Here is a 20035-nt window from a genome sequence, read left to right as displayed (position 1 = left end):
CCCGACCACATGTGGTCGGGGCCGCCGTCGTCGTTAATGCCGCCGTCATCGTACGGCTGCGGGATCACTGAGGATTTGCGGTCGTTGGAGCTACACCCGGGCCCGGCGCCGCTTGGACATCAGGGCGAAGCCCGCGATGCAAAGTACGACTCCTGCAGTTCCGACGGAGGCAAAACCTCCGGACGGGCCCACAGTGTCAATAAATATCCCGGCAAGGGGCGCGCCGAAGGCAATGCCAGCCGTTAGCGCGGACCCGTACCACCCCATGGCCTCGCCGCGGCGCTCCTCATCCACGAGGTCCGCCACCTTCTCCGACGACGCCGACAACACCGGAGCGCAAAGAAGGCCCGGGAGAATCGAGAGGAGTGCAAGCGTCCAGGTGTCGTGTGCGAAACCCATCGGGATGGTGAGCGCGGCCATGCCCAACAACAGCAGCATGGGAGAGACCGAACGGTTCATGGCTCCGTAGATGAGTCCACCCACAACCGATGCCGCACACCAGAAGAAGAAGACGATGCCGATCTCGTTCTGGTGGCCGCCGCGCTCCAACAGGCCAACGATGCTGACGTCGGAGCCGCTAAGTACCATCCCCGATCCCGCAGCTACGGCGAAAAGGGCCGCAACGGAAACTGTAAACCAGGTGAAATTGCGGGCCACACGATTCCGAAGGCCGGCTGTGCGGGACACGGCTGCCGGCGCCATTTCAGACGCCGCCTCCTGCACGTGACCTGGTGCGGAGGCCACCATAGCCGCCTCGGCAGCGGCAAGGTCGGCGGCGGCCCGTGCCGCAGATTCCTCCGGCGTGCAGTTGGGATCGCTGCGGGTGGGAGGATTGAACCAGATCAAAAACAGGCCAGCCACGGAAACAGAGATTCCCACCGCGGTGAGTCCCACTGCCGAGAAGCCGCTCGTGGCGACGATCGCACCAACAGCCGGACCGATCATGAACACGAGCTCAGTGGCGATGGAATCCAGCGCAAACGCCGAGCGTCGCTGGTCCCCGTCCACCATGACACCCAGCGATTGACGCACCACGCTGAAGATCGGCAACGTGAACAAGCCCCCCACGAAGACCAAGGGAAGCAGCCAGGCGTACGGGACGTGCGGAACAATGGACCAAATCACTGTTTCCGAGATGACGGATGGGATCAGGGCCTTCCGCAGGCCCACCATGTCCACGCGCCGACCACGCCAAGGCGCCCCCAAGGCAATGCCAATGGTCATGACGGCGGCAGCGGCGCCCGCGGCGGCATAGCCCTCCCCCAGCGTCAGGACAATGTGCAACGTCAGGAGCACGCCAGCCGCCGAATGTGGGATGCGGGCGATCATGCCCACCAGCAGGAGCCGCCGGACAGGGCGGATAGACAGCATCTCTTTGTAGAGAGCGAAGTTCACGGACTAATTCCTCTTGTTCCCCCGGGGCAGTCCCCGGTGGCGGGTACTGCCGCTAGTGCAGCCCAGGCTCCTGCGCCGCACGTTGCAGTTTTACTTCGATGGAGTCGACGCCCTCGGCAAACGATTCCAGTTGCGCCCACGCCTCATTCAGGTCAGCCACCAGCGACTGGACGGATGCGGCGTCGAGTCCGTCCTCAAGGAACAGCACTATCCGCAGTTCCGGGCCAGCGCCTCCGCCCGGGACCGTCCGGCCATCCGCAGTCTGGCAGGCGACGCCACCACCGGCCTGTGTTTTGAGCTGGCGCACCGCCGGAAACGCCTCGGCCTGCGAAGCGAGAGCAGACTCCAGTTGATCATCAAGGTAAGACGGCGTCCAGTCCCGCTGCTGCGCCAACGCCCACATGGCTGGCCGCCGAACCACGAACGTGAACGCAGAACCGGGGTCCAGCACCAGCAATTGTGCGCCTTCGGAAACGGCCGAAAGGGCCGCCCTCGCCGCATATACAGCTACCGGCCGGGCGTCCGCATGCCAGGCTTCAAGAGCAGCGGCCGTGGTGAACACCGGCATGGCCTTCCGACCATCGGGGGCTTTGAGTGTGACCAATGCCATATCGGCCTGCTTGTCCGCGTGCAGCCCATCAACACCTTCGGCTTCCTCGGCGAGCTGGGCTACCACGGGAACGAAGACCCGGGCGGTCGCAAGTGAAGCTACAACCTCCGCCTCACTGCCCGTCCCATTCAGCAGTGCAGCAACGGCAGCGAGGTAGGCTGAGTCCGCCGAACCGTCGTCGTCCTCAAAATTGTGGATCTTGGCATCGTCACCACTAAGGCTACGGCCTTCCCAGGGCTGCCCCGCAGAGTCAGCGGCTCCCCCGGCACCGGCCAAGGCAGCGGCAATATGGCCCGGAAGTTCGCGTCGTGAACCTGTCATCAGCGACGACCGGCTACGTCCAACGCTTCGGGCAGGGTGAAAGCACCTGCATAAAGGGCTTTGCCGACAATCGCACCCTCAACGCCCAGGGGCACGAGTTCACGAAGCACGCGAAGATCCTCAAGGCTGGAGATACCGCCTGAAGCCACCACGGGCTTGCCCGTTTTCTGCACCATCTGGCGCAGCAAGTCAACATTCGGACCCTGCAGGGTTCCGTCTTTGGTGACGTCGGTGACCACGTAGCGTGCGCAGCCAGCATCCTCCAGACGGGCAAGAACTTCCCAGAGGTGGCCGCCTTCTTTGGTCCAGCCGCGACCGGCCAGGGTGGTACCTCGGACATCGAGGCCGACGGCGATCTTGTCACCGAATCGGTCGATGGCGCGCCGTGTCCACTCAGGGTTCTCCAATGCTGCTGTACCGAGGTTAACCCGCTCCACGCCCAATTCCAGGGCGCGTTCCAGCGACTCGTCATCCCGCAGTCCGCCGGACAACTCAACCTTGACGTTGAGCTGGGACACGACCTCGCTGATGAGGTCCGCGTTGTTGCCACGGCCAAAAGCGGCGTCGAGGTCCACCATGTGCACCCACTCAGCACCGGCGTTCTGCCAGTTCAAGGCAGCTTCCAGAGGCGTGCCGTAGCTGGTTTCCGAGCCTGCCTCGCCTTGCAGCAGGCGGACTGCCTGGCCATCAACGATGTCGACGGCGGGGAGGAGTTCCAGAACGGACTGGGCAGAGGTGGTCATGTGTGTCCTAGGAGTTGATGGGGACGCGAGGGGTTCAGTTGCCCGGCGGCGTCAGGAGATAGGCGGCCAGCAGGGACATCCCCGCCAGCACGTAGAAAGAGACGGAAACCCACAGTGGCTTTTTCTGCTGGTGGAAAGAGATACCTCCACCCACCAGCACGCCGGCAAGGCCCATGAGCACTACCGACCACATCTAGGCTGCACCACGATCGTCCGCTGCCGGAGCCTGTGCCACCGTGGATCCAGGCTTGCGAAGGCCATCCACCCAGTTGCGCAGGAGGCGCGCCCCTGCGTCTCCGGATTTCTCGGGGTGGAACTGGGTTGCGCACAGGGGGCCGTTTTCGACGGCGGCGATAAAGCGTGCACCGTGCTCGGACCAGGTCACCAGAGGTGGGGCCATCCGAGGCTGGACGACGTCGAAGTTCCACTCCTGCACGCCGTATGAGTGCACAAAGTAGAAGCGTTCCTGCTCAACGCCCGCGAAAAGCTTTGATCCTTCAGGGACGTCCACCGTGTTCCAACCCATGTGGGGAACCACAGGGGCGGGAAGGAGTTCAACCTTGCCCGGCCATTCGGCCATGCCCTCGGACTCGGTGCCGTGCTCGACTCCGGCTTCGAAGAGCACCTGCAGCCCAACGCAGATTGCCAAGACAGGCCGCCCACCTGCGACGCGGCGGCCGATCATGCGGATGGCATCGACGGCCTTGAGTTCCTTCATTACCGTTTCAAAGGCGCCGACGCCGGGGACCAGCAGCCCGTCGGCATTCAGGACATCCTCAGGCTTGGAGCTGAGAACCACTTCGGCGCCCGCACGCTCAAGGGCGCGAACGGCTGAACGGACGTTGCCCGAACCGTAGTCCAGCACCGTAACCGTGGGCTTACCTTCAGGCGACTCCGGCTTGAGGTTAGCCGAAGCGTCAGTAACCGCACCGTCCTTCAGGATTTGCCCGCTCATAGCGCCCCCTTGGTGGATGGAATGCCCTCGACTCGGGGATCCGACTCCACTGCCGAGCGAAGAGCCCGCGCGAAGGCTTTGAACTGGGCCTCGACGATGTGGTGCGGATCGCGGCCTGCAAGGACGTTCATGTGCAGGCAGATACCGGCGTGCAACGTGATGGCTTCAAAGACGTGACGGGTCAACGAACCCGTGAAGTGGCCACCGATGAGGTGGTACTCCTGCCCCGCGGGTTCTCCTCCGTGTACCAGATATGGGCGCCCCGAAACATCCACGACAGCGTGCGCCAAGGCTTCGTCCAATGGAACCGTAGCTTCACCAAAGCGGCGGATTCCGGCTTTGTTGCCCAAGGCAGTACGCAAGACCTCACCAAAAGTAATGGCCACATCCTCCACGGTGTGGTGGGCATCGATGTGGGTGTCACCCGTGGCCTTGACGGTCATGTCGATCAGGGAGTGCTTGCACAACGCCGTCAGCATGTGGTCATAGAAGGGAACCGTGGTGCTGATGTCCGAGACACCGGTGCCATCCAGGTTGATCTCCACCAGGACGGAGGATTCGCTGGTGGTGCGCTCCATGCGCGCAGTGCGGTCAGCGGACGGCGTGGCGCCGGTTTCGCTCATTGGGACGTCCTTATACACGAAGAATGGGGTGGGTCTATTGACAAGTTTAGTTGGGCTGGGACGCAGGGCTGTCCAGAAGGGCTTCCAAGGCCTCAAGGAAGGCCGTTGTTTCCTTTTCCGTTCCCGCAGTCACCCGCAGGTGTCCTGGAATGCCGACGTCACGGATCAGGACGCCCGCATCCAGCAGGCCCTGCCAGATCGCGTGCGGGTTCGAAAGCCCACCGAAGAAAACGTAGTTTGAGTCCGAGGCCGCAGGCTTGAGTCCCATTCGGAGGAGCTCGGTCACAATGCGGTCGCGTTGGACCTTGATGTCCTCGACGTCGGCCATGAGCGCTTCGCGGTGGTTGAGGGCAGCCAGGGCCGTGGCTTGCGTGACCGCTGAGAGGTGGTAAGGCAGCCGGACGAGCCTGATGGCGTCAGTAACCTCAGGTGCGGCAGCCATGTAGCCCAGGCGCGCACCTGCCAGGGCAAAGGCCTTGCTCATGGTGCGTGAGACGATCAAACGCTCCCGCCCGGGAAGCAGCGTCAGCGCGCTGGGCGTGTTGTCGTGCGCGAACTCGTGGTAGGCCTCATCCACGATGACGATAGCTTGGCTGGCATCGCCGGCTTCGTACACAGCTTCGACGACGTCCAGCCCCAAGCCCGTTCCCGTGGGGTTGTTCGGAGAGCACAGGAACACGATATTCGCGCCAGTCTCCTTCACCTGGGCAGCAGCGGAAGCCGCATCCAGGCCATAGTCATCAGCTCGCACTCCACGGACGTACTCAGTGTCCGTGCCACTGGCAAGCAACGGGTACATGGAATACGTGGGAGGGAAGCCCAATGCCTTGCGCCCCGGACCTCCGAAGGCCTGCAGAATCTGCTGCAGGACCTCGTTGGAGCCGTTGGCCGCCCAGATGTTGTCCGCGGAAAGCCCGTGACCGAGGTAATCGGCGAGGGATTCACGAAGTTCGGTGAACTCGCGGTCAGGGTATCGGTTCAGGCCCGTGGCCGCAGCCGCAACGGCCTCGGTAATGGCCGCTTGCACATCGGCCGGCACGCCATGGGTGTTCTCGTTGACGTTGAGCAAAATGGGGACATCAAGCTGCGGCGCGCCATAGGGGCTCAGTCCACGCAGGTTGGTCCGGAGGGGAAGTCGGTCAAGTCGCTCAAGCTGGTCACTCACCAAGACAGTTTAAGGTGCCGGTGCGACTGCAGAGTAACTGTGACGCCAGGGACGGTGACCCATAGCCCCCTGGCCACTCAATTCGCGGGAACGAACAGCTGCTGGCCGGGCTGGATGCGTCCTCCGCGGAGATCGTTCAACTGGATGATTTCTGCGATGACATCACGCGGGTCCCTCTCCGGCGCGGCCGCACCGGCGATGCCCCACAGTGACTGCCCGGGCTGGACAGTAACCGTGACGGCCACCGGCGGCTGCAGTTGGGACTGGGAATCCGAAGCCTTGGCCGGAGAGTTGATGAAGCCGGCAAGGCTCAGCAGCGCGGCAAGCAGCAGCATGGCGGGGATGCCGAAGAACACGATCCTGCCGCGCCGGGTAAGCCGGAGACGCGTAGGCGCCGGGGTGTTGCGGAATTCGTGGAACGTAGAGATTGCGGACATGAGCTGAGCCCTTCTGAGCGATTGCCTGCATCGGATGCCCGTTGCCGGCTGCCAATTCCTTGTGTTCGTTGGACCGCCCCGGATATTCGAACACTTTCTTCGAACATCCGAGCCAGGTTCAACTTTTATAGAACACATATTCGAACCTTGCTATGACATTTTTAGCACTTATCAACGAACGGTGTCGAGACTCGCTAGAACGAATGTTTGATAAACGCCTGTGCCTGGCCTAGGTTTGAGTGAAGAAACAGGCACTGTTTCAGTGGAACAGGAGGGTCTGACATTTTTTCAGATCCAACATCCCCGGGCACACTTCAGACCGTGACCGGGCGGAACAGAAGGGCATTGGCGAACATGGCAGCGAAAGCCACCGGCGGCGGGGCACCCCTGCGGAGCCAGCAGCCTCAAAAGAGTCCCAAAAGCCTGACTGTCCGGCAGAAGAAAATCCTGGAAACCATCCAGCGGTCCGTCAATGACAACGGCTATCCGCCCAGCATGCGCGAAATTGGTGACACCGTTGGTCTGGCGAGCCTGTCCAGCGTCACCCATCAGCTCTCCCAGTTGGAGAAGCTGGGCTACCTGCGCAGAGATCCCAAGCGCCCCCGCGCCATGGAAGTCCTCATGCCTTTGACCCTTGACGGCGGGACAATTCCCGGAGTCGAAGCAGCTACCACACTGCGTAGCGCAGGTGGACTCGCCGTGACGGAGTTGGCCAGTGCCAGCGACACCGCCATGGTGCCCCTGGTGGGACGCATCGCGGCCGGTGGCCCCATCCTCGCAGACCAGACTATTGAGGACGTCCTGCCCCTGCCCCGGCAACTGGTGGGCCACGGCGAACTGTTCATGCTGAAGGTCGCTGGTGACTCCATGATCGATGCCGCAATTTGTGACGGTGACTGGGTAGTTGTCCGGCGCCAGAATGACGCCATCAACGGTGACATCGTGGCAGCACTCCTGGATGACGAAGCCACGGTAAAAACCTTCCGCCAGCGGGACGGCCACACGTGGCTGCTCCCCCAGAACACGCAGTACGAACCGATACTGGGAGACCAGGCCACCATTATGGGCAAGGTCGTCTCGGTCCTGCGCTCCCTTTAGGGCGTTTGCCTACGTTTTCTTTGCGCCCAAGCGTTCCAGGACGCCGCGCACAACATTGCGATCCGTCGTTGCCCAGAAGGGTGGCAAAGCTGCACGCAGGAACGCGCCGTACCGTTCCGTGGAAAGCCGTGAGTCCAGGACGGCGACCACGCCTTTGTCGCCAGTGGAGCGAATGAGGCGTCCTGCCCCCTGCGCCAAGCGAATTGCCGCATGCGTAGCTGACACCGCCATGAACCCGTTGCCCCCGGACTGCGCAACAGCTCGCGAGCGTGCGGTCATCAGCGGGTCGTCCGGCCGCGGGAACGGAATGCGGTCAATCACCACAAGGCGGCATGAACCGCCAGGGACGTCGACGCCCTGCCACAAGGACATCGTGCCAAAGAGGCAGGTGTCCGGTTCGTCGGCAAACTGCTTCACGAGCGCTGCCATAGTGGATTCGCCTTGGCAGAGGATGTCCACATCCAGACGTGGTCGCATCGCCTCTGCGGCTTCCTCGGCCGCCCGACGTGAGGAGAAGAGGCACAGGGCTCCCCCACCGGAAGCACGGATGAGGTCTTCAAGCTCATCCAGTGCCTCGGGAGAAGTGCCCCTGCCGGGCTTGGGCAGGTGCTTGGCCACGTAAAGGACACCCTGCTTCGGATAATCAAAAGGCGATCCGACGTCCAACCCAGTCCAGCTCGGTGCACCCTCTCCAATCAGCCCCAGGCCACCGGCGGCAGGCTCAAAGGCGGATCCAATAGCGAGCGTGGCAGAAGTAAGCACCACTGTGTGCCCTGCGAAAAGGCCTTCCCGCAGCCGGCCGGCAACGCTAAGCGGAGCGATGTTGATCAGTGCGGGCGCGGTCTCATCCGGCGGGGAGTACCCCTGCTGGGGATCGAAGGTGCTGTTCCTGGAGAACCACACCACTTCACGGTTCTCCTTGGCTGCGAGCATCCGCTCGCACAGTTCCAGAATGAGCATGAGCCGTGAGCGCGCAAGCTGCCGGCCGCCGTCGACCGCGTTTGAAGAGTCAGTCTTCGAGTCAGACAACGCAGCGCGTGTGGCATCACGCAGTTGGTCCAGGCAGTCCAGTTGTTCGTCGTTTAGCCCGTTGGGCAGCAGTCCGTTGGGGACTCCGGCAATGGCCATGTCCAGTCGGTCGGCTGCCGCGTTCAGGGCGTCTACGGTAATGGCGGTGTGCTTACGCGCGCTCGAAGCCGCAGCATGCACCATTGCTACGGACAGCTGGCCCGTGACGGCCCCCGTGACCCTGTCCTGCAGCTCATGAGCTTCATCAACCACAACGACGTCGTACTCGGGCAGTACAGCAAGCCCTTCGAAGGCACTGACTGCAAGCATGGCATGGTTGGTGACCACGACGTCCGCCTCGGCCGCCCGGGCACGTGCCTGCTCGCTGAAGCATTCCTCAGCGAGTGGGCACTTCTGTGCCCCCAAACACTCCATTGACGTCACGGAGACCTGCCTCCAGGCCCGATCCGTCACCCCCGGCATCAGTTCATCGCGGTCGCCCGTGGCCGTCTTTTCGGCCCATTCACGGAGCCGGATGACTTCCTGGCCCAATTGCGACGACGGGCCGCCAACCGCCGCTGCGAAATGCGGCACGCTGGTGTCCTCACCCAGGGAAAAAAGTTGGCCCTCGGATGGCTCTTCGCTGGGGAAGCCGCCCTCCAGCTTTTGCAGGCAAACATAATTTGCCCGGCCCTTGACGAGTGCCACGTTCACGGGACGCTCGAGGGCCGGGCTTATGGTCTCCAACAGCCGGGGCAGGTCCCGGCCCACAATCTGTGTTTGCAGGGCCAAGGTAGCGGTGGACACAAGCGTCGGTTTGTCGCTGTCCATGGAATGGGCGATCAACGGAATCAGGTAAGCCAAGGACTTACCCGTTCCCGTTCCGGCCTGGACCAGCAGATGTTCACCGGACTCGATGGCCCGGGTGACTTGCCTTGCCATCTCGTGCTGGCCTGAACGGCTTTGACCGCCCATCCCGTCAACAGCTTTGTCCAACAGCTCGAGGGTGAACTTCTCCCCCACTGACTCGACGACGTCCGCCGCCACCTTCTCAACCATTGCTGACGAATGACTCCAGCTCGGCGGCCAATCCTTCACGAACCATGGCCACCACGCGGGTTCCGTTTTCCTCGTGCTCGAGGCTCAGGATTTCCGAATCGGAGTTGTGCAGCTTGTTGACCATGTCACCACGGTCATACGGGATGAGGACCTCGAGGCGGACTCCCGGCCGGGGAATCGACCGGCTGATCTCTTCCAGGAGTTCAGGTATGCCCTGGCCCGTGCGGGTGGAAACCACGGCGTGCCGCGGCTCCTTCTGCTTCAGGCGTTCCACGACGAAAGGATCCGCTACGTCGACCTTGTTCAGGACGATGATTTCCGGAACCTTGCGGGCGTCGACCTCGGTGAAGACAGCACGCACTGCCGCGATTTGCCCTTCCGGGTCCGGGTGGGAGGCGTCCACGACATGCAGGATCAGGTCTGCGTCCGCTACTTCTTCCAGTGTGGAGCGGAAGGCTTCCACCAGCTGCGTAGGAAGCGAGCGGACGAATCCAACGGTGTCAGCCAGCGTGTAGCCGATGCCATCCGGGGTCTGTGCCTTCCTGACGGTCGGGTCCAGGGTGGCGAACAGGGCGTTTTCCACCAGCACCCCAGCATCGGTCAGCCGGTTCAGGAGCGAAGACTTTCCAGCGTTGGTATAGCCGGCGATTGCGACCGAGGGTACGGCATTACGACGGCGGTTGGCCCGCTTGGTCTCGCGCGCCGGCTTCATCGCGGCGATCTCCCGACGCAGCTTGGCCATGCGCGTCCGGATCCTGCGGCGATCGAGCTCGATCTTTGTTTCGCCTGGACCACGGGAACCCATACCGGCACCGGCTCCACCCACTTGGCCACCCGCCTGGCGGGACATGGAGTCACCCCAACCACGGAGCCTGGGGAGCAGGTACTCGAGTTGTGCGAGTTCAACCTGTGCCTTACCTTCGCGGCTCTTTGCGTGCTGGGCAAAGATATCCAGGATCAGCGTTGTCCGGTCCACAACCTTGACCTTGACGATGTCCTCAAGTCCGCGTCGCTGCGAGGGGGAAAGCTCGGTGTCGACCACCACGGTATCGGCGCCAGTGGCGGCCACGATGTCCTTGAGTTCCTGTGCCTTGCCCGATCCGAGGAACGTGCCGGGGTCCGGCTTTGTGCGCCGCTGAACCAGGCCGTCAAGGACCTCGGATCCTGCTGTCTCTGCCAATGCTGCGAGTTCGCGAAGCGAATTCTCGGCGTCAGCCAAAGTGCCTTCTGTCCACAGGCCAGCCAGGACAACGCGCTCCAGGCGCAGCTGCCGGTACTCAACCTCTGTGACGTCTTCGAGTTCGGTGGAAAGGCCCGCGGTGCGGCGGAGCGCACGTCGTTCCGCCAAGTCTTCCTGGTCGCCGTCGTAAATGCTGTGTTCGTGGTCAAGCGTGGAGATCGCTTGTGCCCTGCCGAAAACACCTTTGGCATCATTGTCATCGGATGCCTGTGCAGGTACATCCTTGGAAAGAATCCGGTCAATGACAGCCTGGATTTGTTCAGGACTCATGTCCTGGGCGTCGGAATCGGATCCGGAGTGCTTCTGGGTGGTCATGGTCTCCTTAGACTGTTCGGCATATCCAGAATAGTGCTGTTTTGCGTCCAATGGGACGGTATTCGCGGTGGGCTGACGAGCTTCGGCCATATAGGGCCTCCTGTGGTGCTTGGATCGAGCGGGTTGGTCCGCGGGAGGTCCTGTCCTGCAGGAGAATTCATCGCCAAACCCATAAACCAAGAGCTGACAGCAGATGGCAGGGCCACTGCTTTCGCGACAGCTGGGGTGGGACATGTTCTACTGAGCAACCGCGATCAACCAACAACGGGCGATTGCGGAGTCTGCCGGACGGAACCTGCGGGCGGAATGGCCATGAGCTGGGCTGATACGCCAAGCGGGCCTGCATCGCGGGCAGGTGCCTTGCCGACGTGAAAGGGTCGGCTCGGGCTGATTACTCAAAGATCAAGAACATGCCTTCCACATTAGCAGCACTGTCAAACTGTCCCGGCCCGAGGGCAGTTTCCCAAGCCGCCGATAGCCAACTAATCTGGCAAATTATGGAGTCTGCACACTATTTCAGCGCCCAACCGGCCGGTCCGTTCACTCGCAAGCCCCTCACTGTGGAACTGGCTGGAGCTACCCGTCATGTGCAGACGTCGTCGGGCATCTTCAGCCCCGACGGTGTGGACAAGGGCACCAAGGTACTTTTGGCCGAGGTTCCACCGCCTTCGCCCCGGGGCAACCTGCTGGATATTGGGTGCGGTTGGGGTCCTGTTGCCCTCACGATGGGGCTCATGGCGCCCCTGGCACAGGTCTACGCCGTGGATGTCAACGAGCGCTGCATCGCCTTGACCAACGAGAACGCGGCTGCCCTTGGCTTGAACAACGTGAAGGCCAGCCTCCCGGATGAGGTAGACCCCGGCGTCGAATTCGACACGATCTGGTCCAACCCGCCGATCCGCATCGGCAAGGACGAACTACACTCGCTGCTCCTGACGTGGCTGCCCCGGCTGGCACCTGGCGGCAACGCGTGGATGGTGGTTCAGAAGAACCTGGGCTCGGACTCCCTCCAACGCTGGCTGGCCAACGAACTGGACAAGTCCTTCACGGTTTCCCGCGAGAGCACTTCGAAGTCTTTCAGGATCCTTCGCGTCAGGAAAGCGTCCCACTAGCCACAATGACTGCGGGGCCGCTGAGCTCAACGTGTTCCCGGCCATCCTCACCCGGGAAGAACTTCACGTCCACCACGCCACCGGGAACGTTGACGTGCCAAGAGTTGGGGGCGCTGCTGCCAGCCCAATGACGGATCGCGACGGCGGCGGCACAAGCCCCGGTGCCACACGATTGGGTTTCGCCGACTCCACGCTCGTGGACGCGCATAGTGATGGTTCCCACGCCGTCGTGAACCAGCGGCTCTGCGGGTACTACAAACTCGACATTGGTGCCGTTGGCAGGCTTGGGATCCACTGCCGGCGCGGTGAATAATTTCGTAGCGGAGAGTTCGCTGAGCTCGGCAAGCGCAACCACAGTGTGCGGGTTGCCCATGCTGACGGAGAGGCCGGGCCTGGCCACTTCCAGGCCGTCTGCGCTGACCAAGGCATCCATGGCTTTGCTTTGTGCTTCTGCAGGGAAAATGAATTCCCACGGGCCCATATCCACGGCATAGCCGTCGGCCGTGCACACAATCTTCTTAATCCCGCCACGTGTTCCGATGGTCAAGGACTGGCCCGGACCAAGCTCCACCAGGCCTTCGGCAATCAGGAAATGCACGAAGACGCGGACGCCGTTGCCGCACATCTCGGACAGCGAACCATCGCCGTTACGGTAGTCCATGAACCATTCCGCAGAGGCGTCCTGCTCAAGCAGGACGCGGCCTTCGGGCAGATACCGCGAAGGAACAGCACGGATAAGACCGTCGCCACCTATCCCCCGATGCCTGTCGCACAGCTGTGCTACTTGCTCGGGAGAGATCTCGTGGACATCACCGGGATCAGCAATCAGGACGAAATCATTGCCCGTTCCATGGCCCTTGGAAAACGCCAAGCCGGAAAGGCTGGCAGTGGGCACGGGGGCGCCGGCAGCGGCGGACTGCTGGGCGGGAACTGCGGCGGTTTGATCCATGGGACTAGGCTACCCGCCGGGCAGGTTCGGCCAGAAATTGCTGTCGTGAGCGCCAGCCCGGCTAGGCCAGCGCGACTGCTTTGGACACGAGCTCCGAATCCTGCCAATCGAGCCACGCGATCCGCGGATCGGCCCGAAACCACGTCAATTGTCGCCGGGCGAACTGCCTCGTGGCCACAATGGTTTCTTCAGCTGCCTCCGGGACGCTGACTTCGGAGTCGAGCACCCTGAGGAATTGTGCATATCCCAGTGCACGCGAGGCTGTCTTGCCGCGTCGCAGGCCAGCCGCATCAAGCCGTTCCACTTCCTGCAGCAACCCCGCATCCACCATCCGGTGTACGCGGATCGCCAGCCGCTCCCGCAGGACCTCGCGGTCCACAGACAGGCCAATCTGCAGGGCCGGCTGGAAGTACTCGCGTTGTGGCATGAACGAGCTGAACGGGCGCCCTGTCATTCCGTAAACCTCCAGGGCCCTGATCACCCGCCGGGCATCCCCCAGACGGCCTGCCGAGACGGGATCCACCTTTTCAAGCCGGGCCCGCAACGGCGCCAGACCGAAGGTTTCCCATTCATCCTCAAGCCGTTTTCGCAAGTCGGGGTCCGTGCCGGGGAACTCCAGTACATCCAGGGCGGCCCGCACGTAGAGGCCAGAGCCGCCCACCATGATGGCCCGCTTGCCCCGGGCGTGGATGTCATTGATGACGGCGCGGCATTCCGCTTGGAAGTCCGCCACGCTGGCTTCCTCCGTGACGTCCTTTGTGTCCAGCAGATGATGTGGCACGCCCTTGCGTTCGTCCACAGTGATCTTGGCCGTACCGATGTCCATGCCGCGATAGAACTGCAGGGCGTCAGCGTTGATGACCTCGCCATTGAGTGCAAGGGCCAGCTCGACGGCCAGGTCCGATTTACCGGACCCGGTTGGCCCGACGACGGCAATCACCGGCGGCGCGGCATGGGAGAGGGCCATTCGATCTCGAATAATCGACGTCAGGCGCCGCGAACAGGCAGCGACGGCATGCCTAAGGACACACCCTTCTTGCCCGAGGCCGCACCAGCACTGGGAACACCGCAGGAATCTGCCTGCGAGCGATCCCAGGCGTCACCCGCCCTCGACCGGCGCAACATGTAATCGTCCAGGCTTGCAGGATCGGCAACCAGGTGGAATGCCGCGGCTTCGGTAATGGTCACGGTGACAAAGTCCCCGGGGCGAGGGGTTTGCGCACCGTCAGGTACTGAGAAATGAACGAGTCGCTGATCCTTGGATCGGCCAGACAACCGATGCGTTTCCTCTGCTTTGCGGCCGGACTGCGCTGTCACCAGCACTTCCACACGGCAACCCACTTGCTTGGCGTTCTCCTCCGCCGCGATACGGTCCTGCAGGGCGGTCAGACGTTCAAAGCGCTCCTGGACCACTGCTTTGGGAAGTTGCTCCGGGAGCTCGGCGGCCGGCGTACCAGGCCGTTTGGAGTACTGGAAGGTGAAGGCTGTGGCGAACCGCGATTTCTCCACGACGTCAAGCGTCGCTTGGAAATCCTCCTCGGTTTCACCCGGGAAGCCAACAATGATGTCCGTAGTGATGGCCGCGTTGGGGATCCGCTCACGAACCTTGTCCAGGATGCCCAGGAACTTGCTGGACCGGTACGAGCGCCGCATGTCTTTGAGGACCTTGTCCGAGCCCGATTGAAGGGGCATGTGCAGCTGCGGCATCACATTGGGTGTCTCGGCCATGGCATCAATGACGTCGTCAGTAAATGCGGCTGGGTGCGGACTGGTGAAGCGCACGCGCTCAAGGCCTTCAATTTCCCCACAGGCCCGAAGGAGCTTGGAGAAGGCCTGGCGGTCACCGAACTCAACGCCGTAGGAATTCACGTTCTGGCCCAGCAACGTTACTTCCACGGCGCCGTCGTCCACCAAGGCCTGAATTTCCGCCAGGATTTCTCCCGGACGGCGGTCCTTCTCCTTGCCACGAAGGGAGGGCACGATGCAGAACGTGCACGTGTTGTTGCAACCTACTGAAATCGAAACCCAGCCGGAATAGACGGAGTCGCGCTTGGTGGGAAGGGTGGAGGGAAAGACGTCCAGCGATTCCAGGATTTCGAGTTGGGCCTCGTTGTTGTGCCGCGCCCGCTTCAGTAGTGCCGGAAGTGCGCCTACGTTGTGGGTGCCAAAGACAGCGTCAACCCAAGGAGCCTTCTTGACGATGGTTTCCCGGTCCTTCTGGGCGAGGCAGCCACCAACAGCGATCTGCATGCCAGGGTGGGCTGCTTTGACCTGCCGAAGCTGGCCAAGGTTTCCATAGAGCTTGTTGTCGGCATTTTCCCGAACGGCGCACGTGTTGAACACCACAATGTCCGCAACCTCACCGTCCGCGGGCACGTAGCCGGCGTCCTCAAGGAGGCCGGCCATACGTTCGGAATCGTGGACGTTCATCTGGCAGCCGAAAGTCCGGACCTGATACGTCCTCGGTTCAAACGGGGCAGGCTCAAACGGGGCAGAGGCATCCGTCACTTGGGCATCAGCACTGGTTGCCAATGCTAGGGCCGAAGGCGTGGATTCTGCTGAGGGGGAAGGAATGGTCAAACTCACTACTCAAGGGTACCGGCTTGGGCAAGTACCTCACCGACGATCCGGAAGGCCATTGAAGGGGCATAGCCCTTCCGTGCCAGCATGGACGCCAACCTGCGGGTGTACTTGTCACGTTCTGCGCGATCCGAGAGATCCATGCCGGGCCTCAGTTTGCGCTCCACAAGCTCGCGGGCGGCGATTTCCTCATCTTCATCGCTGAGCTGTGAGAGTGCTTCCTCGGCATCATCGAGATCGATGCCCTTCTCCGTCAGCTCACGACGAATGGCACCCTTGGCCAGCTTCCTGCTTTGGGAACGGCTGCGCACCCACATTCTGGCAAACTCAGCATCATCAATGAGCTGGACTTCCTCGAAACGGTCCAGCACGGCCTCTGCAACCTCTTGGGGAACATTACGTTCTGCCAGCTTGCGGGACAGCTGCAGCCGACTCCGTGGCGCCATCGTCAATTGCCGCAGGACGATGGCGCGGGCCACGGATTCGGGATCAGGCTCAGGATCGCCGGATACGGAGGACTCCGGGTCCGGCCCGCTCCTAGCCGTCAACGGCCTTCAGCTTCGGGGAATCTGCCTCCGGCTTGACACCCACGCCAAGCTTTTCCTTGATGAGGCGCTCAAGTTCCTGGGCCAGCTCCGGGTTATCACGCAGGAAGCGCCGTGAATTCTCCATACCCTGGCCCAGCTGATCGCCGTCGTACGTGAACCACGAGCCGGACTTCTTGATGATGCCGTGCTCGACGCCCATGTCAATGATTCCTCCCTCGCGGGAGATGCCCTGGCCGTAAATAATGTCGAATTCAGCAATCTTGAAGGGCGGGGCCATCTTGTTCTTGACGATCTTGGCCTTGGTGCGGTTACCGACGGAGTCGGCACCTTCCTTCAGCGTCTGAATGCGGCGGACATCGATGCGGACTGAGGCGTAGAATTTCAGGGCCTTACCACCGGTGGTGGTTTCGGGCGATCCAAAGAAGACGCCGATCTTCTCACGCAACTGGTTGATGAAGATTGCGGTGGTCTTGGTCTGGCTCAAGCGGCCGGTAATCTTTCGCAGGGCCTGGCTCATGAGCCGAGCCTGGAGGCCGACGTGGGAATCGCCCATCTCGCCCTCGATTTCAGCACGCGGAACCAAAGCAGCCACGGAGTCAATGACGATGACGTCCAGGGAACCGGAGCCCACCAGCATGTCCATGATTTCCAGGGCCTGCTCACCTGTGTCCGGCTGCGACACGAGCAAGGCATCCGTGTCCACGCCCAGCTTGGCTGCGTAGTCAGGATCCAGGGCGTGCTCGGCGTCGATGAAGGCCGCTATGCCACCGTTACGTTGCGCATTGGCTACAGCGTGCAGGGCCACTGTGGTCTTACCAGAGGATTCCGGGCCGTAGATCTCCACGACGCGGCCTCGGGGCAACCCACCAATGCCAAGGGCGACGTCCAGTGCAATGGATCCGGTTGGAATAACTTCGATCGGTGCGCGGGTGTCATCACCCAAGCGCATGATGGAGCCTTTGCCGAACTGCTTGTCGATCTGGGCAAGCGCTGCTTCGAGCGCCTTCTCACGATCCGGGGTTGCCGCCATGGTTCACACCTCTGATGCTTTCTCGCTGTGGAGTGGCCTGAATGGCCGCTTTCCTGTCATGTCAGACGCTATTACGGCTCCCTGACATTTTTTGAAGCCGACGTGGGCTATGTGGATAACCACGCCCTCCGATTGCCTGTGGAATGCGTCCTTCAGGAACAATTTTCCTCTCACAGGAGCATATCCCCATCCGAACAGATATTCGAACAATGCATGCGGGCGTGTCACCACCATGGAGCCTGGAAGTCCCTCGGCAAACGTGGCTGGACTTTAGTTGGCCGCAGGCTTGATATCCCTGCCGAGCCTCCGCTCCGGCGGGACATCCTGGACTTCGCACATTGCCAGCCAGACGTCCCGGGGCTGGTAGCCGGCAGCCAGGGCCTCCACGGCGGTCCGCCCTCCCACGCCGGCCAGCACCAGGGAATTGGCCAGGACGCGGGAATAGCCTGCCCCAAATTCATCGTCCATTAAACGCCAGAAGTCACTTGCCCTCACGGATAGAGTCTCTCACGACGCCGGACTCTAGAATGGTTGCCATGAGCAATCCTCTCCAGAGCACGCCCCCCGAGGCCGTGCCAGGTGACACCACAGACGACGCCCTTCAGCAGGTGGAACACCAGCTGAGCCTGCTCTGGCGCCGTGCCCGTTCCATCTCGCATCAGTTATCCCGCCAGGTCCACCCCGACATGGAGCCTGCCGCGTACGGCCTGCTGACGATCATTCGCCGCGAAGGCCCCATCCGCCTGACGGACCTTGCCTCGTGCATCGGAGTGGGCAAGCCTTCAGTGAGCCGCCAGATCGCATTTCTGGAAAGTATTGGCCTGGTCTACAAGGAGGCAGATCCGCAGGACGGACGGGCTCAGTCCATCCGCCTGACGGAAAAAGGCGAGGAGAAGATGCATCAAGTCCAGGACGCGCGCCGCCAGGTGTTCCGTGAGCGACTCGGTGAGTGGCCGCTGGAAGACGTCCAAACCTTGGCCGACTACATGGGCCGGCTCAACGCCGTCTATGGCGAAAGCATCATCAAGGACACCACCCTGAAGGACACCGAGTCCGGGGAGACTGCCAATCCCACGCAGGACTGACAGCAGCACCAATGCGAAAGGTCCCCAGCCAGAGGCTGGGGACCTTTCGTGATAATTCCTGGTCTGACCGTTACCGGGCTCCGGAGAGCATCCCCTGCGGGAAGTCGTCGGTAAGGTCAAGATCGCGACCGTAGCGCTGGGAGAATTCCTGCGGAACGGTGTCCGGAACAGCTACGCCCTCCGCAACGGCCACGCGGTCGCTGACTTCGCGGAGCATGCTGGACAACGGAACGTCCAGGGCGGTGCAGATAGAGGACAGGAGCTCGGAAGAAGCCTCCTTTTGGCCGCGTTCAACCTCACTCAGGTATCCGAGTGAGACGCGGGCGCTGTGCGAGACCTCGCGGAGGGTTCGGCCCTGACGCTGGCGGACATCGCGCAATACATCACCGATTTCGTGGCGTAGTACAACCATCTTGCGCTCCTTCTGTTCGCTCTGTGCCTGCTTAGCCAAGCCCACATCCTTCCAGCGGACAACGCCGTTTACGGATACGGGCTGCTTTACCATCTGTATCGCCTTGCTCCCTCGTTCATCCGGTTCGCTGGCTGGCGGACCGGTATGGTTTTTTACATCCTAGGCGCCCCGGCTGTTCCGAAGCGACACAATGACACAACTATTGGCAATGAGTTTTTGTTCCCGGCTACTTTACGAACGGTAACCAACCCCTTCCAGTGCATCAATCAGATGCGCCAGCGCAGCTTCGCAGGCCTTTTCCCTGATACTTTGCCTGTCCCCCGAAAAGCTGAATTCAAACGAACCAGTGCCAGTACTGGTGGCGACCCCAACGAAGACTGTTCCCACGGCTTTGCCGTCGTGGGCCTCCGGACCGGCCACACCAGTAGTGGATATTCCGACGTCGGCCGTACAGGCGCGCCTGGCACCTTCGGCCATGGCCGCCGCTACTCCGCCATCCACTGAACCAACGGCAGAAATCAGCTCCGTCGAAACACCGAGGATTGAGACCTTCACGGAGTTCTGATAAGCAATCACGCCGCCCTGCAACATTCCGGACGCACCGGGTGTGTTGGCCAGGCTGGCCGCCACCATTCCTGCTGTCAGCGACTCGGCGGTGGCAACGGTAAGGCTCTTTCCCAATGCCAAGGCAACTGCCGCCGTCGCTAGTTCCGAGGCTTTGGCGGCGTCCACGGGGTTGCTCATGCGCGGCGGCCCGCAGCCCGAAGGCGGAGCGCCTGGACGACGTACTCCGCTCCGGTCCATAGCGTGATGGCAAGGGCGGCCATCATGACCCAGAAGGCCACAATGACCAGCCACGGCGCGATGGCCTCAAGCGGCAGGATGTACAGGAAGATGGCCACTGTCTGGATGACGGTCTTGAGCTTTCCGCCGCGGGAAGCCGGCATAACGCCGTATCGGATCACAAAGAACCTCAGTGCCGTGATGCCCCACTCGCGGACCAGGATGAGGATAGTCACCCACCAGGGCAGTTCCCCGAGGATGGACAAGAGCACCAGCGCTGAGCCGATCAGCAGTTTGTCGGCAATGGGGTCCGCAATCTTGCCGAAGTTGGTGATGAGGCCACGGGCACGGGCGATATCGCCGTCGAGCTTGTCCGTGTAGATCGCTACGGCGAAGGCCACGACAGCAGCCCACCGCCAAATACCTTGGTGGTTGTCATCCGCCACCAGGAACCAGACGAAAAACGGAACCAGGACGATGCGGAGCATCGTGAGGATATTGGGAAGGTTCCAGACGTCGGAGCTGGTGGAAGAGGCGTTGTCACCCTCGGCTGTAGTCACCCCTCTA

At 62.1% G+C, this 20035-nt stretch carries 22 protein-coding genes; 3 read left to right on the top strand and 19 right to left on the bottom strand.

Annotated elements, in window-relative coordinates; genetic code table 11:
* Positions 1-90 precede the first annotated feature (90 nt).
* From AB4Z15_RS09500 to AB4Z15_RS09465, 8 genes are all read right to left on the bottom strand, one after another.
* Complete coding sequence (locus AB4Z15_RS09500) at positions 91-1395, bottom strand: MFS transporter (RefSeq protein WP_442017067.1); 1305 nt, start codon at positions 1393-1395, stop codon at positions 91-93.
* Between the two features lie 52 nt (positions 1396-1447).
* Complete coding sequence (locus AB4Z15_RS09495) at positions 1448-2326, bottom strand: SseB family protein (protein WP_442017066.1); 879 nt, start codon at positions 2324-2326, stop codon at positions 1448-1450.
* The gene (gene priA, locus AB4Z15_RS09490; protein WP_442017065.1) at positions 2326-3069 is read right to left on the bottom strand and encodes a bifunctional 1-(5-phosphoribosyl)-5-((5-phosphoribosylamino)methylideneamino)imidazole-4-carboxamide isomerase/phosphoribosylanthranilate isomerase PriA; all 744 of its coding nucleotides are present in this window, start codon (positions 3067-3069) and stop codon (positions 2326-2328) included. The genes AB4Z15_RS09495 and priA overlap by 1 nt, the downstream gene beginning before the upstream one ends.
* Before the next feature lie 34 nt (positions 3070-3103).
* On the bottom strand, positions 3104-3262 hold the full coding sequence (locus tag AB4Z15_RS09485) for a hypothetical protein (RefSeq protein ID WP_442017064.1): 159 nt from the start codon (positions 3260-3262) through the stop codon (positions 3104-3106).
* Positions 3263-4024: an imidazole glycerol phosphate synthase subunit HisH gene (gene hisH / locus AB4Z15_RS09480; protein ID WP_442005805.1), complete on the bottom strand. Its 762-nt coding sequence runs from the start codon at positions 4022-4024 to the stop codon at positions 3263-3265.
* A complete protein-coding gene (gene hisB, locus AB4Z15_RS09475; protein WP_442017063.1) occupies positions 4021-4647 on the bottom strand; it encodes an imidazoleglycerol-phosphate dehydratase HisB in 627 nt (208 codons plus the stop codon). The genes hisH and hisB overlap by 4 nt, the downstream gene beginning before the upstream one ends.
* A 46-nt stretch (positions 4648-4693) precedes the next feature.
* Complete coding sequence (locus tag AB4Z15_RS09470; RefSeq protein ID WP_442017062.1) at positions 4694-5812, bottom strand: histidinol-phosphate transaminase; 1119 nt, start codon at positions 5810-5812, stop codon at positions 4694-4696.
* Positions 5813-5889: 77 nt separating this feature from the next.
* Positions 5890-6249: a LysM peptidoglycan-binding domain-containing protein gene (locus tag AB4Z15_RS09465; RefSeq protein ID WP_442005803.1), complete on the bottom strand. Its 360-nt coding sequence runs from the start codon at positions 6247-6249 to the stop codon at positions 5890-5892.
* Positions 6250-6603: 354 nt separating this feature from the next.
* Between AB4Z15_RS09465 and lexA the strand changes: the two genes are divergently transcribed.
* On the top strand, positions 6604-7347 hold the full coding sequence (gene lexA, locus AB4Z15_RS09460) for a transcriptional repressor LexA (protein ID WP_224093932.1): 744 nt from the start codon (positions 6604-6606) through the stop codon (positions 7345-7347).
* Positions 7348-7356: 9 nt separating this feature from the next.
* Here lexA and AB4Z15_RS09455 read toward each other — a convergent pair whose 3' ends face one another.
* Together AB4Z15_RS09455 and hflX are read right to left on the bottom strand one after the other, a co-directional pair.
* Positions 7357-9414 carry an ATP-dependent DNA helicase gene (locus tag AB4Z15_RS09455; protein WP_442017061.1) on the bottom strand — a complete coding sequence of 686 codons (2058 nt, stop codon included), beginning with the start codon at positions 9412-9414 and terminating at the stop codon, positions 7357-7359.
* Positions 9407-10969, bottom strand: coding sequence for a GTPase HflX (gene hflX / locus AB4Z15_RS09450; protein ID WP_224092358.1), 1563 nt, complete (start codon positions 10967-10969; stop codon positions 9407-9409). Before hflX ends, AB4Z15_RS09455 begins: the two co-directional genes overlap by 8 nt.
* 497 nt (positions 10970-11466) lie before the next feature.
* Here hflX and AB4Z15_RS09445 point away from each other — a divergent pair, with 497 nt between their 5' ends.
* Positions 11467-12081: a class I SAM-dependent methyltransferase gene (locus AB4Z15_RS09445; protein ID WP_442017060.1), complete on the top strand. Its 615-nt coding sequence runs from the start codon at positions 11467-11469 to the stop codon at positions 12079-12081.
* On the opposite strand, the gene dapF is transcribed toward AB4Z15_RS09445, so the two are convergent.
* From dapF to AB4Z15_RS09415, 6 genes are all read right to left on the bottom strand, one after another.
* The gene (dapF, locus tag AB4Z15_RS09440) at positions 12062-13030 is read right to left on the bottom strand and encodes a diaminopimelate epimerase (protein ID WP_442017059.1); all 969 of its coding nucleotides are present in this window, start codon (positions 13028-13030) and stop codon (positions 12062-12064) included. The two genes, AB4Z15_RS09445 and dapF, sit on opposite strands and share 20 nt — an antisense overlap.
* 61 nt (positions 13031-13091) lie before the next feature.
* Complete coding sequence (gene miaA, locus AB4Z15_RS09435; RefSeq protein WP_442017058.1) at positions 13092-13997, bottom strand: tRNA (adenosine(37)-N6)-dimethylallyltransferase MiaA; 906 nt, start codon at positions 13995-13997, stop codon at positions 13092-13094.
* 20 nt (positions 13998-14017) lie between these two features.
* Positions 14018-15616, bottom strand: a complete 1599-nt coding sequence (miaB, locus tag AB4Z15_RS09430; RefSeq protein WP_442017057.1) for a tRNA (N6-isopentenyl adenosine(37)-C2)-methylthiotransferase MiaB — start codon at positions 15614-15616, stop codon at positions 14018-14020.
* On the bottom strand, positions 15616-16158 hold the full coding sequence (locus AB4Z15_RS09425) for a regulatory protein RecX (RefSeq protein WP_442005796.1): 543 nt from the start codon (positions 16156-16158) through the stop codon (positions 15616-15618). The genes miaB and AB4Z15_RS09425 overlap by 1 nt, the downstream gene beginning before the upstream one ends.
* Positions 16148-17188 (bottom strand): recombinase RecA, encoded by a 1041-nt coding sequence (recA, locus tag AB4Z15_RS09420; protein WP_223936581.1) that lies wholly within the window; start codon positions 17186-17188, stop codon positions 16148-16150. The genes AB4Z15_RS09425 and recA overlap by 11 nt, the downstream gene beginning before the upstream one ends.
* A 270-nt stretch (positions 17189-17458) precedes the next feature.
* Positions 17459-17683 carry a DUF3046 domain-containing protein gene (locus tag AB4Z15_RS09415; RefSeq protein ID WP_442005795.1) on the bottom strand — a complete coding sequence of 75 codons (225 nt, stop codon included), beginning with the start codon at positions 17681-17683 and terminating at the stop codon, positions 17459-17461.
* Between the two features lie 32 nt (positions 17684-17715).
* Between AB4Z15_RS09415 and AB4Z15_RS09410 the strand changes: the two genes are divergently transcribed.
* Complete coding sequence (locus AB4Z15_RS09410) at positions 17716-18273, top strand: MarR family winged helix-turn-helix transcriptional regulator (protein WP_442017056.1); 558 nt, start codon at positions 17716-17718, stop codon at positions 18271-18273.
* A gap of 70 nt (positions 18274-18343) precedes the next feature.
* Here AB4Z15_RS09410 and AB4Z15_RS09405 read toward each other — a convergent pair whose 3' ends face one another.
* From AB4Z15_RS09405 to pgsA, 3 genes are all read right to left on the bottom strand, one after another.
* Positions 18344-18778 carry a helix-turn-helix domain-containing protein gene (locus AB4Z15_RS09405; protein WP_216925260.1) on the bottom strand — a complete coding sequence of 145 codons (435 nt, stop codon included), beginning with the start codon at positions 18776-18778 and terminating at the stop codon, positions 18344-18346.
* Positions 18779-18916: 138 nt separating this feature from the next.
* Entirely contained in the window at positions 18917-19429 is a 513-nt protein-coding gene (locus tag AB4Z15_RS09400; RefSeq protein ID WP_442017055.1) for a CinA family protein, read from the bottom strand.
* Positions 19426-20028 carry a CDP-diacylglycerol--glycerol-3-phosphate 3-phosphatidyltransferase gene (gene pgsA, locus AB4Z15_RS09395; protein WP_442017054.1) on the bottom strand — a complete coding sequence of 201 codons (603 nt, stop codon included), beginning with the start codon at positions 20026-20028 and terminating at the stop codon, positions 19426-19428. Before pgsA ends, AB4Z15_RS09400 begins: the two co-directional genes overlap by 4 nt.
* Positions 20029-20035 lie beyond the last annotated feature (7 nt).

The organism is Paenarthrobacter sp. 2TAF44 (assembly GCF_052114885.1).
In the GTDB taxonomy this organism is placed as follows: Bacteria; Actinomycetota; Actinomycetes; order Actinomycetales; family Micrococcaceae; genus Arthrobacter.
The sequence above is the reverse complement of the archived record's forward strand: the minus strand, read 5'-3'. Positions and strand labels throughout refer to the sequence as shown.

Bases quoted from the DNA above. Each gene is read 5' to 3' on its own strand.
- AB4Z15_RS09400 (WP_442017055.1), bottom strand. From the start codon at position 19,429: ATGAGCAACCCCGTGGACGCCGCCAAAGCCTCGGAACTAGCGACGGCG.
- AB4Z15_RS09410 (WP_442017056.1), top strand. From the start codon at position 17,716: ATGGTTGCCATGAGCAATCCTCTCCAGAGCACGCCCCCCGAGGCCGTG.
- hflX (WP_224092358.1), bottom strand. From the start codon at position 10,969: ATGACCACCCAGAAGCACTCCGGATCCGATTCCGACGCCCAGGACATG.
- lexA (WP_224093932.1), top strand. From the start codon at position 6,604: ATGGCAGCGAAAGCCACCGGCGGCGGGGCACCCCTGCGGAGCCAGCAG.
- AB4Z15_RS09455 (WP_442017061.1), bottom strand. From the start codon at position 9,414: ATGGTTGAGAAGGTGGCGGCGGACGTCGTCGAGTCAGTGGGGGAGAAG.
- priA (WP_442017065.1), bottom strand. From the start codon at position 3,069: ATGACCACCTCTGCCCAGTCCGTTCTGGAACTCCTCCCCGCCGTCGAC.
- AB4Z15_RS09465 (WP_442005803.1), bottom strand. From the start codon at position 6,249: ATGTCCGCAATCTCTACGTTCCACGAATTCCGCAACACCCCGGCGCCT.
- hisH (WP_442005805.1), bottom strand. From the start codon at position 4,024: ATGAGCGGGCAAATCCTGAAGGACGGTGCGGTTACTGACGCTTCGGCT.
- miaA (WP_442017058.1), bottom strand. From the start codon at position 13,997: ATGGCCCTCTCCCATGCCGCGCCGCCGGTGATTGCCGTCGTCGGGCCA.
- hisB (WP_442017063.1), bottom strand. From the start codon at position 4,647: ATGAGCGAAACCGGCGCCACGCCGTCCGCTGACCGCACTGCGCGCATG.
- AB4Z15_RS09495 (WP_442017066.1), bottom strand. From the start codon at position 2,326: ATGACAGGTTCACGACGCGAACTTCCGGGCCATATTGCCGCTGCCTTG.
- AB4Z15_RS09445 (WP_442017060.1), top strand. From the start codon at position 11,467: ATGGAGTCTGCACACTATTTCAGCGCCCAACCGGCCGGTCCGTTCACT.
- dapF (WP_442017059.1), bottom strand. From the start codon at position 13,030: ATGGATCAAACCGCCGCAGTTCCCGCCCAGCAGTCCGCCGCTGCCGGC.
- AB4Z15_RS09405 (WP_216925260.1), bottom strand. From the start codon at position 18,778: ATGGTAAAGCAGCCCGTATCCGTAAACGGCGTTGTCCGCTGGAAGGAT.
- AB4Z15_RS09485 (WP_442017064.1), bottom strand. From the start codon at position 3,262: ATGTGGTCGGTAGTGCTCATGGGCCTTGCCGGCGTGCTGGTGGGTGGA.
- recA (WP_223936581.1), bottom strand. From the start codon at position 17,188: ATGGCGGCAACCCCGGATCGTGAGAAGGCGCTCGAAGCAGCGCTTGCC.